General features: G+C 69.3%; 12 protein-coding genes. 7 read left to right on the top strand and 5 right to left on the bottom strand.

What is annotated here, in order from left to right:
* Positions 1–38: 38 nt before the first annotated feature.
* Positions 39–278 (bottom strand): hypothetical protein, encoded by a 240-nt coding sequence (locus tag NX774_RS16500; protein WP_258823324.1) that lies wholly within the window; start codon positions 276–278, stop codon positions 39–41.
* A gap of 207 nt (positions 279–485) precedes the next feature.
* On the opposite strand from NX774_RS16500, the gene NX774_RS16495 reads away from it, so the two are divergent.
* Positions 486–863, top strand: a complete 378-nt coding sequence (locus tag NX774_RS16495) for a hypothetical protein (RefSeq protein WP_258823323.1) — start codon at positions 486–488, stop codon at positions 861–863.
* A gap of 115 nt (positions 864–978) precedes the next feature.
* Here NX774_RS16495 and NX774_RS16490 read toward each other — a convergent pair whose 3' ends face one another.
* Complete coding sequence (locus NX774_RS16490; RefSeq protein WP_258823322.1) at positions 979–1,722, bottom strand: metallophosphoesterase family protein; 744 nt, start codon at positions 1,720–1,722, stop codon at positions 979–981.
* A gap of 15 nt (positions 1,723–1,737) precedes the next feature.
* Positions 1,738–2,448 carry a 7-cyano-7-deazaguanine synthase QueC gene (gene queC / locus NX774_RS16485; RefSeq protein WP_258823321.1) on the bottom strand — a complete coding sequence of 237 codons (711 nt, stop codon included), beginning with the start codon at positions 2,446–2,448 and terminating at the stop codon, positions 1,738–1,740.
* Between the two features lie 140 nt (positions 2,449–2,588).
* On the opposite strand from queC, the gene NX774_RS16480 reads away from it, so the two are divergent.
* Together NX774_RS16480 and NX774_RS16475 are read left to right on the top strand one after the other, a co-directional pair.
* Positions 2,589–4,364, top strand: a complete 1,776-nt coding sequence (locus NX774_RS16480) for an autotransporter assembly complex protein TamA (RefSeq protein ID WP_258823320.1) — start codon at positions 2,589–2,591, stop codon at positions 4,362–4,364.
* Positions 4,364–8,773, top strand: coding sequence for a translocation/assembly module TamB domain-containing protein (locus tag NX774_RS16475; RefSeq protein ID WP_258823319.1), 4,410 nt, complete (start codon positions 4,364–4,366; stop codon positions 8,771–8,773). Before NX774_RS16480 ends, NX774_RS16475 begins: the two co-directional genes overlap by 1 nt.
* Here NX774_RS16475 and NX774_RS16470 read toward each other — a convergent pair.
* Positions 8,770–8,937 (bottom strand): hypothetical protein, encoded by a 168-nt coding sequence (locus tag NX774_RS16470; RefSeq protein ID WP_258823318.1) that lies wholly within the window; start codon positions 8,935–8,937, stop codon positions 8,770–8,772. The two genes, NX774_RS16475 and NX774_RS16470, sit on opposite strands and share 4 nt — an antisense overlap.
* A gap of 105 nt (positions 8,938–9,042) precedes the next feature.
* On the opposite strand from NX774_RS16470, the gene NX774_RS16465 reads away from it, so the two are divergent.
* From NX774_RS16465 to NX774_RS16450, 4 genes are all read left to right on the top strand, one after another.
* Positions 9,043–9,546 carry a CcdC protein domain-containing protein gene (locus NX774_RS16465; protein WP_258823317.1) on the top strand — a complete coding sequence of 168 codons (504 nt, stop codon included), beginning with the start codon at positions 9,043–9,045 and terminating at the stop codon, positions 9,544–9,546.
* A 9-nt stretch (positions 9,547–9,555) separates the two neighbouring features.
* Positions 9,556–10,065 (top strand): CcdC protein domain-containing protein, encoded by a 510-nt coding sequence (locus tag NX774_RS16460; protein WP_258823316.1) that lies wholly within the window; start codon positions 9,556–9,558, stop codon positions 10,063–10,065.
* Between the two features lie 120 nt (positions 10,066–10,185).
* A complete protein-coding gene (locus NX774_RS16455; protein WP_258823315.1) occupies positions 10,186–10,656 on the top strand; it encodes a FixH family protein in 471 nt (156 codons plus the stop codon).
* Complete coding sequence (locus tag NX774_RS16450) at positions 10,653–11,897, top strand: cytochrome-c peroxidase (RefSeq protein WP_258823314.1); 1,245 nt, start codon at positions 10,653–10,655, stop codon at positions 11,895–11,897. The genes NX774_RS16455 and NX774_RS16450 overlap by 4 nt, the downstream gene beginning before the upstream one ends.
* 141 nt (positions 11,898–12,038) lie before the next feature.
* On the opposite strand, the gene NX774_RS16445 is transcribed toward NX774_RS16450, so the two are convergent.
* Complete coding sequence (locus NX774_RS16445; protein ID WP_258823313.1) at positions 12,039–14,864, bottom strand: ATP-binding protein; 2,826 nt, start codon at positions 14,862–14,864, stop codon at positions 12,039–12,041.
* Positions 14,865–14,866: the final 2 nt, after the last annotated feature.

Below are 14,866 nucleotides of genomic sequence, written 5' to 3'. Positions count from 1 at the left end.
GGGAAATAGTACCAGCTTGCCCCCGGCAGCGGGCGATTTCAGGAGGCGCGCGGCGGCCTGCGGGCGCGCAGGCCCGGCGTGCGCGGCGGCGCCACCGGCGGGCGCAGCGGGCGCGGGCGCGGGTCGATGGCCGGGCTGGGCGCCTCGCGCGGGAAGGGGTTGATGATGATCGGCGGGATCGTCGGCGGGGCCGACGGCGGCCCTTTCGGCCCGCTGTTGAACAACACCGGAGCAGCATGGGCCCGGCGCGCGTTCATCTTGTGCTCGTTATTGTGCATGGCATCCCCCGGACGGCAGCGCGGACTGTCAGTATAGGCAAGGACAGCCGCATTTCAAGGCCAGGGCCGGGCGGCGCGCCAACACGTTCGTCGGCGCTTGCGCACGCCTGGTCCGCAAAAGCTGCAGCCTGTCGCATTCCGATGGCCGCACGCGGCGCGCGCGCCTACAGTACAACCATACCGAACAACCACACAACGAGGTAAGCCATGAAAAAGTACGCTCCCTGGATCATCCTGCTGCTGGTCGCCGCCGCGTCCTGGGCCCTGTTCGCGCATGCCGACATCTGGACTGTCGACATCGACGGCGAACGCATCGACGGTCCGCTGGGCGCGCTGCTTGGCCTGGTGTTCGCCGGCGGCGGCACCCTGATCGCGGGATTCGTGATGCTGGTGGTGGGCGCCGTGCTGGCGGTCGTGTTCGCCGGCGTGGGCGTGATCCTGCTTGGCGTGCTGGGCGTGGGCGCGCTGGCGCTGGCCGCCATGATCTCGCCGCTGCTGCTGCCCCTCTTGCTGCCGCTTGCGATCATCTGGTTCTTCACCAAGCGCTCGAAGAAGCAGCGCATGCTGCGCGAGCAGGCAGTCTGATACGTCTTCACTTGTAGGGTGGGCAGGTCTCCTGCCCACGCGTCCAGGCGGCGCGAGCGTTACTTGAACGCGTGGGCAGGAGAACCTGCCCACCCTACATAATCCACACAGCCCCTCAGATCCCTTCCACCAGCCGCATCGCGAACACGATCGGCAACCCGGCCCCGATCACCCGCCGCGCCGCGGCGCCGTGGTCGTAGGGCACCCTGAAGTAGCACAGCTCCCGCGTCGCATCGTCGTACAGCGCATAGCAGGCCGCGTTGTTGGCGTCGCGCGGCTGGCCCACCGCGCCGGGAATGGCCAGGTACTGGTGCTGCGGCTGCAGCACCAGGCGCGAGTTGGGCGACGGCTGGTGCTTGCCGACCCGCCCGTCATCGGCACGCCGGAACAGCGCCGGCGCGTGCACATGGCCCGAGAACACCAGCTTGCTCGCGGTCGCGCGCAGCGAACGCTCGGCCTGCTCGACGCCGGTCACGTATTCCCACTTGATCGGATCGTAGGCACTGGCATGCACGAACAGCATGTTGCCGAGCTGGCGCGTGAGCGGCAGCGTGGCCAGGAAGTCGAGCTGCGCCGGCGCGAGCTGGCCGCGCGTCCATTCGATCACTTCGCGCGCCTCGGCGTGCATCTGGGGCCTGGCCGGCCGCGTCACCGAATAGTCATGGTTGCCCTGCACCGCGATTGCGCCGCGCGCCACGTAATCCATCACGGTCTGCACCACCCATGCCGGGTCGGCGCCATAGCCGACGAAGTCGCCCATGAACGCATACTGGTCGGCCTTCTGCTGCGCCGCATGCGCCAGGCACGCGGCCAGCGCCTCGCGGTTTGCGTGCAGGTCGGTCAGCAGGGCCAGGCGCATCGCTGGGTGCCCGGATCAGGCGCCGCGGCTGGCGGCGAACTGGGCGTAGCCGCGCGCGCGCAGCTCGCAGGCCGGGCACTTGCCGCAGCCGTAGCCCCACTCGTGCCGCTCGCCGCGCTCGCCCAGGTAGCAGGTGTGGGTCTCGAAGCGGATCAGGTCCACCAGCGGCTGGCCGCCGGCCTCATAGGCCAGTTCCCAGGTCTGCTTCTTGTCGATCCACATGAGCGGCGTTTCGATGCGCTGGCGCGTGGCCATGCCCAAATTGAGCGCGACCTGCAGCGCCTTCATCGTGTCGTCGCGGCAGTCGGGGTAGCCGGAAAAATCGGTCTCGCACATGCCGCCCACCAGCACCGAGAGGCCCCGGCGGTAGGCCACGGTCGCGGCCACGGTCATGAACAGCAGGTTGCGGCCCGGGACGAAGGTGTTGGGCAGGCCGTTTTCCTGCATCGCGATTTCGACATTGCTGGTGAGCGCCGTGTCGGAGATCTTCGAGATCAGCGACAGGTCGATCATGTGGTCTTCGCCCAGCCGCTCGTTCCAGCTTGGCGACAGCGCGCGCACCTGCGCCAGCACGGTGGGGCGCACCGACAGCTCGATGGCATGGCGCTGGCCGTAATCGAAGCCGATGGTCTCCACGCGCGCAAAGCGCTGCAGGGCCCAGGCCAGGCAGGTGGTGGAGTCTTGTCCGCCGCTGAACAGGACCAGCGCAGTGTCGGTAGGATGCATGCTGAATAATTTCTGAAGATAAACGTTCGCCAGTCTGTTTGCCGATCCGTTAAGATGTTCTCTGCAATAAGTGCGAATGGAGCGACATGTTCTTTGTGGGCCTTGATCACCTGACGACGGCGCGGCGGCGACCTCGAATTTTGGCACAAATCGTGTCGGCCGTGTACGCCCTGCTGCTGGTCCAGGTGGCCCTGGCCCAGGATACCCCCAGCGTGGGGGGCATCAGCTACACGGTGCAGGTGGACGCGCCCGGCGCACTCGACGAACTGCTCACCAATAACCTGGACCTGATGCGCTGGCGCGGCAACCCGCGCGTGGACCTGCCGCTCCTGCAAAGGCTGGTGCGCGAGGCGCCGGCGCAGGCGCGCACGCTGGTCGAAACCGAGGGTTACTACACGCCGAAGATCGAGGCCCGGCTGGACACCAGCGGCACCGAACCGGTCGCGCGCATCAGTGTCGATCCGGGGCCGCCGGTCACGGTCGGCCAGGTCGAGATCGAACTGCGCGGCTTTGGCACCACCGGCAGCGGCCTGCCCTTCGACGAGAAAGCGCTGCGCAGCGACTGGACGCTGCCGGCCGGGCGCCAGTTCCGCCAGGCCGACTGGGAGAGCGCCAAGCGCGACTTCCTGCGCCAGGTCACGCGCAACCGCTTCGCGCGCGCGCAGCTGGCCGAAACCCGCGCCACCGTCGATCCCGCCGCGCACAAGGCGCTGCTTCACATCGTGGTGGACAGCGGCCCGGACGTGCATTTCGGCGCGCTGCACGTGGTCGGCCTGTACCGCTATCCACGGACGGTGGTCACCAACCTGAACCGGATCAGCCCGGGCGATCCGTACAGCGAGGCGGCGATGCAGGCCTTCCAGACCCGCCTGCAGGACACCGGCTACTTCAGCAGCGTGCAGGTGAGCCTGGACACGGCCGGGCAGGAGGAAGCGGCGGCCACGCCGGACAACGTGCCGCTGGTGCTGCCTGTGCTGGTGCAGGTCACCGAAAACAAGCAGCGCAGCGTGGAGGCCGGCGCCGGCCTGTCGACCAACACCGGCGGGCGCGTCCAGCTGAACTACAACGACCTGAACGTGCATGGCACGCGCCTGAAAAGCCGCCTGATCGTCGAGCAGAAGCGCCAGACCGGGCGCGCCGACTTCTACTGGCCGACCACCCCAAGCGGCTTTGACGACAGCATCGGCGGCGGCGTCGAACGCACCGATGTACAGGGCGAGATCACCAACGTGTCCAGCATCTCGGGACGGCGCGCCTGGGGCTCGCCGCGGCTCGAGCAAAGCGTGACGCTCGAAGCGCTGACCGAGCTGCGCACGATCGACAGCCAGCCGTCCACGCGCAGCAAGAGCCTGCCGCTCACGTATGCCGTCACCAAGCGCGAGCTCGACAACCTGATCACGCCCACGCGCGGCTATGTGCTGACCGGCCAACTCGGCGGCGCCTTGCTGCCGGTGATGACCGACCGCCAGTTCATCCGCGCCTGGGGCCGCGCCTTCCTGCTCAAGCCCTTGTCGACCAAGGTCTCGCTGGTGCTGCGCGCCGAGGCCGGCGCGGTCGGCTCCAGGGCCAAGACCGGCGTGCCGAGCACCTTCCTGTTCCGTGCCGGCGGTGACCAGTCGGTGCGCGGCTACGCCTACCAGGAGCTGGGCGTGAAGGAGGACGGCGCGACCGTCGGCGGGCGCTACCTGGCCACCGGCAGCGCCGAGCTGCAGTACTGGTTCAAGCCGCCGTGGGGCGCGGCGGTGTTCTACGACGCCGGCAACGCGGCCGACCGCATCGCCGACCTGCGGCCCAAGTCCGGCTACGGCGTGGGCGCGCGCTGGCGCAGCCCGGCCGGGCCGATCAACGTCGATATCGCATACGGCCAGGCCGCGCGCCAGGTGCGCCTGCACTTCTCGCTGGGGTTCACCTTCTGATGGATACGCCAACGCCCGCCCCCGCCACCCCGTCGCCGGCACCGCGGCGCTGGCCGCGCCGCCTGGCCGCGGGCGTAGCCATCGTGGCCGCGCTGGCCGCCGCCGGCGCCTGGTACCTGGGCCGGCCGGCGACGCTGCAGTCGCTGGCGCAAAGGGTCGCCAACGCCACCGGCGGCAAGCTCACCTTGTCGGGCATCTCCGGCTCGCTGTACGGGCCGATGCACATCGCGCGCATCGTGTACCGCACGCCGGACCAACTGCTCACCATCGACAACGTGGACATCGTGTGGTCGCCCTCCGGCCTCATTGGCGGCAGCCTTGCGATCGACAAACTGTATGCCGGCGCGCTGCGTTCCGAAACGCTGCGCGAAACGCCGCCCCAGCCGATGCCCGCCACGCTGGCGCCGCCGTTCGGGCTGGACGTGCGCGACGCGCGGCTGGCAAAAGCGGTCTTCGTCAGCAAGGGCGCCGCCACCGAAATCGACAACGTGCGCGTAAGCGTTTCGGGCGGCGCAAGCGGATGGCGGCTGCGCAGCGCGACCGCAGCCACGCCGTGGGGTGCGCTTGCCGCGAGCGGCACCATCGACGGCACCAGGCCCTACAAGCTCGATGCCAATGCCAGCCTGGCGCAGGACGCCGCGAGCACACCGCATCCCGCACGCCTGGCCCTGCACGCGGGCGGCAACCTGGCCACCACCGTTATCGATGCGCAAGGCCAGGCCGGCCGCGCGAGCGGCACCGGGCATGTCGAGCTGGCGCCGTACGAAGCAATTCCTCTGCATGCGTTCACGATCAACGGCCGCAATGTCGATCCCGGCTTTTTCAGTCCCGGCCTGCCGACCGCGGACCTGACCTTCTCGGTGGCCGCGCGCATTGGCGCCGGCAATGCCGTCAGCGGCAACCTGGACATCACCAACGACGGGCCGGCCGGCACCATCGACCAGCAGCGGCTGCCGCTGCGCGCGCTACGGGCGCGGCTGGGCGGCGACCTGGCGGCGCTGTCGGTCTCCGGCGTGCTGATCGACCTGGGCGCTGCCGGACAGTTCACGGGCAACGGCAGCGTGCACCGGGCACCTGGCGAAACGGGGCTGGGCCAGGCCGACTTCGTGCTGCGCACCGAGCGCCTGGACCTGCACGAAATTCACAGCCGCATTCGCAAGACCGCCATTGCCGGCAATCTTGAGCTGGCGGGCGCCGAGAAGACGCAGGCGCTGCGCGGCCGGTTCGCGGAAAAGAACCTGCGGCTGGACCTGGACGCGGCGCTGTCCGGCACCGCGCTCGACCTGAAGCAGGCGCGCCTCATCGTGGGCAGCGGCACCGTCGACCTTGCCGGCAAGGCCAGCCTGGCAGGCGACCAGGCGTTCAACGTCAAGGGCAATGTCGCCCACTTCAACCCGGCCGCGCTGGGCGACCTGCCGCAGGCCGACCTGAACGCGGCCTTGCAGGCGCGCGGCAAGCTGGCCCCGGCGTGGGCCACGACGATGGACTTTACGGTGACGCCCAGCCGGCTGTTCGGGCAGCCGCTGTCCGGCAAGGGCAAGCTGGACGCCGACGCGCAGCACGTGAGCAGCGTGGACGCATCGCTCGCGCTGGGCCAGAACGCGGCGCAGCTGAGCGGCAGCTTCGGCGCGCCCGGCGAGCATTTGCGCTGGCGCGTCGAGGGCCGCCAGCTCGAGGTGTTGCGCGCCGGCCTGTACGGCAGCGTGGTCGCCAGCGGCGAGCTGACCGGCACCATGGCCGCGCCGCGCACGAGTTTCGAGGTCAATGCCAATGGCCTGGGCTGGGCGGCCGACCACGGCAAGGCCGCCAACGGCATCGTGCAGGCGCGCGGCGAGGCGTTGCTGGCCAGCGAAGGCGGCAAGCGCGTCGCCGCGGTGAAGGCCAGCGGCTCGGCGCAGCGCTTCAACCCGGCCGCATTCGGTTCGCCGCTTGCCGGCAGCATCGACGCCACTTTCGACGCCAACGCGCGCTTTGGCGCGGCGTGGCGCGGCGCGCTGGACCTGGCCGTGCAACCGCAATCGACCCTGTCCGGCTCGCCCCTGTCGGGCCGCGCCCGCTTTGACGCCGACCGCGCGCGCATCTCGAACACCGACGTCGAGCTGCACCTTGGACCGAACCTGGTGAGCGCGCGCGGCGCTTTCGGCACCGCGCGCGACACGCTCGACTGGCGCATCGACGCACCGCGCCTGGCCGCGCTGGGGCCGGGTTACGCCGGCGCGCTGCGCGGGGCCGGCACGCTGTCGGGAACCATCGACGCGCCTGCGCTCACCACCACGCTCGACGGCCAGGGCCTGGCCTTCCTGGGCCGCTACGCCGTGCGCACGCTGCACGCCACTGCCAGCCTTGGTACCGGCCGCGGCCCCATGGACCCGGTGGCGGCCGACGTGCAATTGACCGACCTGGCCGCCGGCACCGCCCGCGTGGCCGCGCTGCGCCTGCAGTCGAGCGGCACGCGCGCAGCGCACACCCTTGCCCTGGCCGCGCGCGGCGACGGCTTCGACGCCGCGCTCGACCTGCGCGGAGGCTGGACCGGCAACGCCTGGAACGGCACGGTTGGCGTGCTGCGCAACCGCGGCCGCTACGCCTTTGAACTGCAGGCGCCGGTGCCGCTGCGGATCGCCACGCTGCCTGGCGCGGGCCTGGCCGGGCTCGCGCATCCGGACCAGCTTGCATTCAACGGCGCGGTGATCCGCCTGCCGGCCGGCACCGTGACCGTGGAGTCGCTGGTCAAGCTCGGGCCGCGCTGGAACAGCCGCGGCAGCGCCACCGGCATTCCCCTCAACTACCTGACCCAGGTGGCGCCCGACCTGGCCGACACCGTCAGCGGCGACCTGACGCTGGGCGGAGAGTGGTCGCTCGACCTGCGCACGGCGGCGGCAACCGGCGGCGCGCCGGCCCTGGACGGCATGGCGCACCTGTTCCGCGAACGCGGCGACCTGACCGTGGGCACCGAGATCCCGGTCACGCTCGGCCTGCGCCAGCTCGACGCGCGCGCCGACGTCGCGGCCGGAACGCTGCGCGCGCAGCTGGACATGGAAGGCGTAAAGCCCGGTCGCACCCACCTGGAAGCGACCGCCCAGCTGGTGCAGGGGCTGCTGAGCGACGCCAGCCCGCTGCGCCTGGCGGCCAACGCCGACATCCCGTCGATCGCCTGGCTCGCCCCGCTCGCCGGCCAGCCGGGCCTGGACCTGGACGGCACGCTCAAACTGGCGCTGGCCGGCACCGGCACCATCGGCGCGCCGGGCCTGGACGGTACCGTCAGCGGCGACAACCTCGCGGCGCGCTGGACCGAACAGGGGCTGAACCTGCGCGGTGGCCAGTTGCGCGCACAGGTCGCCGGCGACGAGCTGCGCCTGCAGCGGCTCTCGTTCAACGGCCCGCACGGCACCGCCACGGCCGAAGGCACGATGCGGCTGGCCGGCAGCGCATCCAATGTCCAGCTCAAGCTGGTGGCCGACAAGCTGGAGGCGCTGTCGCGGCCGGACCGCACGGTGGTCGTGAGCGGCCAGGCCACGCTGGTGCGCGACGCCAGCCGCTTTGCGCTGGAGGGGAGCTTTCGCGCCGACCGCGCGCTGATCGAACTGGCGCCGCAGGGCCGCCCGACCATGTCGGACGATGTCGTGGTGCTGGGTCGAACCGCGCCGCAGCAGCAGGCCAAGCCCGAAGCGGCCCAGCCGCTGGTGGTGGACCTCACCGCCGAGCTGGGCGACGACTTCCGCCTGCGCGGCAAGGGCATCGACGCCACGCTCGGCGGCAGCCTGCACCTGCGCCGCACCGGCAGCCGGGCGCCGCGCGTGAACGGCACCATCCGCGTGGCCAGCGGCACCTACTCGGCCTACGGGCAGAAGCTGACGATCGACCGCGGCCTCTTGACCTTCAGCGGCCCGTACGACAATCCCTCGCTCGACATCCTCGCCGTGCGCAAGACGCCTGGCGGCGGCCAGCCCAGCGAAACGAACGTCGAGGCCGGCGTGGAAGTGCGCGGCACGGCGCAGGCGCCGGTGGCCAAGCTGGTGTCCACGCCGACGGTGTCGGACAGCGAAAAGCTGTCCTGGCTGGTGCTGGGGCACGGCATGCAGGGCACCACCGGCACCGAGGCCGACGTGCTGGGGGCGGCGGCCAGCGCCCTGCTCTCCGGGTCCGGCGGTGGCTTCCCGTCCAAGGTGGCCGGCTCGCTCGGGCTGGACGAGATCGGGGTGTCGGGCGCCTCGGCCAAGGGGCTCGAAAGCACCGTGGTCACGGTCGGCAAGCGGCTCTCGTCGCGCACCTACCTGAGCTTCGAGCAGGGTGCGAGCACGGCGTCGAGCGTGGTGCGGCTGCGCTACAAGCTCAACCCGCGCATTACCCTGCAGCTGCAGACCGGCACGAATACGGCACTGGACGTGCTGTACTCGTGGGCCTTCGACTAGACGCGCACGCTCGGGTTGTGGTCGGGCGGGATGTCCTCGTCGTCCTCTTGCGGGGTGCGCACCGGATTGTGGTGCGGGTGCGGGTTGTCGAAGGTATCCGGGCTGGGCTCTTCAATGGGCTCCGGGTCCGGCGCGCGGTGTGCCAGGGCAGGCGTTGGCTTCATGGCCTCGTTCTCCTTTCAAAAAATGCACCACCAACCTTATCATGAGCTGGACCGGTTCGCCGCCCGGCTGCATTACAATGCCGGATTCGACATAAGGAATCCGACATGGCCATCCCTGCCCCGATCATCGCCGTCGCCCTTGCACCGCTGGTGGCGTGGCGCCTGTACAGCCGCATCAAGCGCCTGACCACCCGCCAGCTTTCGCGCACCTGGCGCCACCGCACCACGCTGGTGTTCTTCCCGCTGCTGCTGGTGCTGGTCAGCCTGGCCGGCATCGGCAACCCGCTGATCCTGCTTGGCCTGGCGGGCGGCCTGGTCGCCGGTTCCGTGCTGGGCGCGGTTGCGTTGAAAAAGACGCAGTTCGAGCAGGTCGGCGATCAGTTCTACTTCACGCCGCATGCGCACATCGGCCTGGTGGTGGCGCTGCTGTTCATCGGCCGCATGGGCTGGCGCGCCTGGGAGTTCTACGTCAACGGCGGCATGCACCAGAACGACTTCATGAAAAGCCCGCTGACGGTGACGATCTTCGGCATCCTGTCCGGCTATTACATGACCTACGCGATCGGCCTGCTGCGCTGGCGTAAGCTCACCGCCCCCGCCAAGGACTGAAAGGGCGCGATGGACCTGACTACCCTTGCCCTGATCATCCTGGTGCCGGTGCTGGTATGGCGCGTGTATTCGCGCGTGGCCTCGCGCATGGAGCGCCAGCGCTCGATCGTCTCGCGCCACTACACGGGGCTGCTGGCCTTTTTCGCGATGGTGGCGGTGCCGGCCACCGAGCTGTCCGACCCGCTCACGCTGGCCGCGCTCGGCGCCGGCCTGGTGGCGGGCCTGGCGCTGGGCGTGTACGGGCTGCGCATCACGCGCTTCGAGGAGACCGGCGAAGGCTGCTTCTTCACGCCCAACGCGCGCCTTGGCATCCTGGTCGCGATGGCGCTGGTGGCGCGCCTGCTGTACCTGGGTGCGCTCATCTACGCCAACAAGGGCAGCAACCTGCCCACGCCGAAAATCACCGACAGCCCGCTCACCATGCTGACCGTGGGGCTGACAGCCGGGTACTTCTGGATGTATTCGGCGGGACTGCTGAAGTGGCGGATGAAGCTGCGCAAACAGATCGGCAAGTTCTGAGCCAAGGGGACCTTCGAGGTCCCTTTTTTTTGTTGTGGACCGCTTGACCTTCCCATGATGTCAAGCTTTAACCTGCGCGCCTCTCTTCTCTTTGACTTACTTTTACAGGAGGCTCGCAACATGTTCAAACGATTTCTCGTCCTGGCCGCGCTCGCGGTCACTACCCTGCTCACCGGCTGCATGTCCGTGCCCGAAGGGCTGGACCTGTCCCTTGCCAAGCCCACCGACGGGCACAAATACGTGGTCAAACTGCAGCCGCTGGGCGATCCGGACAAGATCGGCCAGATGCAGTCGTGGGAGGCCAGCGTCGCCACCGTCGACGGCAACCCGGTACCGGGCGCACGCATCGAAGTGGGCGGCGGCATGCCGCAACATGGGCACGGCCTGCCGACCCGCCCCGCAGTGACGCGCGAGCTGGAAGGCGGCCGCTACGTCATCGGCGGCGTGAAGTTCAGCATGAGCGGCTGGTGGGAACTGAAGCTGAAAATCGACTCGAGCACCAACGGCCCGGATGCCGCTACCTTCAACGTCGTCGTCGGCCGCGGCACGCCGCGCCAGTCCGCGCTCCTCGCGCCAGCGGGGAAAGCATGAGCCGTCCCGCACGCGTCGTCGGCTGGATGGCAGCGCTTGGCATCGCCGCGACGGCGGCCGCGTGGTCGATCGCAGCCACCTTGTCTTATACCGACCACTGGACGCCGGAACAGCAGGTGGTGCTGTCATCGATGCACATCGGCCAGCTGCCGCCGGCGCAGCCGGACCCGTCCAACGCGGTTGACGGCAAGCCCGATGCGGTCGCCCTGGGCAAGCAGCTGTTCTTCGACAAGCGCCTGAGCAGCAACGGCGCCGTGTCGTGCGCAAGCTGCCACGACCCGGCCAAGGGTTACCAGGACGGCTTGCCGCGCGGGCGCGGCACAGGGCTGGGCAATCGCCGCACGATGCCGGTGGCCGGCGCAGGTTACAGCCCGTGGCTGTTCTGGGACGGTCGCGCCGACAGCCTGTGGGCCCAGGCGCTCGGCCCGCTCGAAAATCCGGCCGAACACGGCGGCACGCGTGCCCGCTACGCGCGCCTGATGCAGGCGTACTACCGCGAGGGCTACGAAAAAACGTTCGGCGCCATGCCCGCACTCCCGGCGCTGCCGGAAGACGCCAGCCCCAACGGCTCCGAGGCGCAGCGCCAGGCCTGGCAGGCGCTGGACCCGGCCACGCGCGAGGCTGTCTCGCGCATCTATGCCAACATGGGCAAGGCTATCGCCGCGTACGAAAAGACGCTGCGCTTTGGCCAGTCGCGCTTCGACGCCTACGTGGGCGCGACGCTGCGTGGCGACCCGGATGCGCCGCGCCTGCTGACGGACGCCGAAAAACGCGGGCTGCGCATCTTCATCGGCGAGGGGCGCTGCGCAACCTGCCACAACGGCCCGCTGTTCACCGACCAGCACTTCCACAACACCGGGGTGCCGCGCCAGGATCCGGCGCACCCTGACCTGGGCCGTTCGGCAGCGACGAGCGTGGTCGCGAACGACGAATTCAACTGCCTGGGCAAGTTCAGCGACGCGCAGCCGGGCCAGTGCGAGGAGCTTGCGTTCATGGCCAAGGACGACCCGCTGCTGGTGGGCGCCTTCAAGACGCCGGGCCTGCGCGGCGTGGCGACGCGCGCGCCGTACATGCATGCGGGGCAGCTGGCAACGCTGGAAGACGTGGTCGCGCACTACCGCAAGGCGCCACGGGCGCAGGTGGGGAAATCCGAGCTGGCCAGGCCCCGCCTGAGCGACGAGGACGCGCAGTACCTGGTGGCGTTCCTGCGCACGCTGGACAGCCCGGTGACCGAACACTAGGCCACAGGCTGTGACACGTCGTTCCCGCGCAGGCGGGAACCCATAGGCCGCTTGCCTGCTCGCTCAGCATGGGTTCCCGCCTGCGCGGGAACGACGGGTTGGGGTCAACAATAAAAAAAGGGGCGGGCGGCCCCTTTGTCTTTACGCGGCCTTGGCCGCCTCCGCCTGCCGACGCTGCAGCACGAAGATCGGCTGCGCCCACTGCATGTCCTTCTTCTTTTTGCTCGTGATGAGCGTCAGCTCCGAAGGATCGTACACGTCGGTGTTGTGCGTCAGCGGGGTGGTCATCAGGTACTGCGCGTCGGTGTTCTTCAGGAACTCGCCCACCAGCTGGATGTTGCGGATGTCCAGGTGCGCAAACGGTTCGTCGATAAACACGAAGCCGCCCGAGCCGTCCTCGGACTTGAGCAGGCCGATCAGCAGCACCAGCGACTTCATCACCTGCTGGCCGCCGGACGCCTCGCCGTCGTTCATGCCGATCTGGTCCTTGCCGTCGAACTTGAAGCGCACATGCAGGCCCGCCTGCGCCAGCTGCACGTCGTCGTTCTCCAGCCGCACCGGATCGGCCTGCACGTCGATGCCCGCCAGCGCGCCCAGCTCCTTGATGTTTTTGCTGTAGGTCTTGATCGTGTAGCGCAGCCGCTCGATGTAGGCGCCGCGCGCGTTGGCGGTCGCCTCGATCGCGCGGTTGTTCTGGTAGCGCCGCTCCTCGGTCTCGGACTGGCGGCTGTGCAGCTGGTCGTTCAGGCGCTGGTACTGGTCGATCACGGTCGCGTCCAGCTCCCAGTCGTCGCGCGCCAGCGCGTTGTCCAGCCAGTGCACGCGCAGGTTCACCTGGTGCACGTTCTGGTGCTCGGCCACCAGCGCCGCACGGCGCGCGGCACGCCGCCACGACATCGGCAGGTGGCGCCACGAGCGGCGCAGGTCGCGCAGGGCCTTGGCGTGCTCGGCGCGCTGCTCGATCTGGCGGCGGTGGTTCAGGCGCATGCCCGCTTCCGCTTCCGACAGGGCCATGCGCGCGTTCTGCCACACGGTGTCGGCACGGGTGCGCGCCACCGTGGCGTTCTTGATGAGGGTTTGCAGCTCGCCCAGGCGGCCGCCCACTTCCAGGCGCTCGGCCTTGAGCGGGCCGATGTTGCGGGTCGCTTCCTCGAACTCGGCCTGGCGCGCGTCCAGTTCCTTGGCCGCGTCCACACCCGCGATGCGCGCGCGCAGGCCGCCCACTTCGGCCGCCAGCTTGCTGATCGAGAGCGTGAGCTTGTCTTCCTGCTCTTCCAGTGCCGGCAGCGAGCGCTGGATCGCTTCCAGGCGCTGGATGCGGCCGGCCGAACCGAAGCGGTAGCGCGACGGCTCGACGAACAGCGAGCGTCCGCCGCGCCGTTCGCGGTGGTAGGCGTCAGGCGTGATCCACTCTTCCGACCGGCTCTTGAAGCCGTCATCGACCGAATCGACGCGCTCGATGCGTGCCAGCTGGTCGATCAGCCACGAGGGTGCCTTGCCGGTAAAGCGTACCACCGACAGCAGGCTCGAATCCTTGACGTTGGGCGCCTCGATGCAGTCGGGGACGATGAAGTGGCGATAGCGCTCCTTCTCCGCCAGTTTGTAGGCGCTCGGCGCGTCCTTGGCGCGTTCGAGCAGCACCACCGACGCGTAACCGCCCAGCACGCCCTCGACCGCGCCCTGCCATTTCGGGTCCGTCACTTCGACGATATCCGACAGCATGGCGTGGGCGATGCCTTCGTCGTTGAGCGCGCGGCGCATCAGGCGCTGCGCTTCCGGCTCCGGCATCGCGCTCTTGCCCTGCAGGGCCGAGATGGTGGCGCGCTCGCCCATGATCTTGGCCGAGATCGAATCGCGCGACTGGCGCTGGCGGGCCAGCTCGATCTCTTTTTCCTCGATCTGCTTGGCCACGTCGGCCAGGTCCGCGCCGGCGTCCGCCGCCAGCTTCTGCAGGCGTTCCTTCTGCTCCAGCAGGCTTTCCAGCGGCTTGAGCTTGGTGTTCACTTGCGAGAGCTTGCTGGCCAGGTTGGTCGCTTCCTGCTCCAGCAGCGCCTCCTGCTGCTGCGCCTCGGTCAGCGCGCGCTGCTGCGCGACCAGCGCGCGGCGCTTGTCCTCGAGCTGGCTGTCGGCCTGCGCCATGGGCTTGCGCGCTTCGCGCAGCTGGCGGCTCATCAGCGCGGCCTTCTCGCGCGCTTCGTGGTACTCCAGGCTCGGCAGCACCTCTTCCGTCAGGTTGCGGCGTTCCTTGTGCAGGTCTTCCCACTGGTGGTAGTTGGCCACGCGCAGGCGCAGGCCTTCCAGGTTGGTGCGGGAAGTCTCCAGCTCCGCTTCGAAGCGCTTGAGCTCCGTTTCGGTGTCGCGCTGGTGGCGCTTGGCTTCGTCATAGGCGTCGAGCACCTCCTTGTCGCCGAACACCTGGAACACCAGGTCCAGCAACTGGCGCGGCGCGTACTCGCACAGCTTGTCGGTTTCGCCCTGCTCCAGCGCCAGCACCTTGGCCATTGCCGGCGACAGGCCGGCCTGCGCCAGGCGCTTTTTGTAGTTTTCCACGCCGAGCCAGTCGGTCGCTTCGGTCACTTCCTCGATGTCGATATTCCCGGGTCGCATCAGGTACATGCGCTTCCAGTCGCCGCCATTCTTCTGCACCTGGCAGAACAGCGTCACCTCGTCGTCGCTGAAAAAGCCCGAATGGCGGAACGGCCGGTTCGACAGCTGGCGCCCAGCCGGCTGGTTGTCCACCACCGCGCGGATCCAGGCGCTTTGCTGGCCGGAGTGGCGCGCGTAGTGCTTGTAGGTGCGGCCCATCGAGCAGTCCAGGCCAAACAGCGTGCGCAGCGCGTCCAGCAGCGTGGTCTTGCCCGAGCCGTTCTGGCCGGCGATCGTGATGATCTTGGCGTCCAGCGGGATGTTCTTGATCCGCTGCCAGTAATCCCAGTGGACCAGTTCAAGTGATTTAATGTGGAACATCG

The sequence above is a fragment of the Massilia agilis genome, from assembly GCF_024756255.1.
GTDB classification, from domain to species: domain Bacteria; phylum Pseudomonadota; class Gammaproteobacteria; order Burkholderiales; family Burkholderiaceae_D; genus Telluria; species Telluria agilis.
Note: the sequence above shows the minus strand (reverse complement) of the source record. Positions and strands in the feature narration are given on the sequence as shown.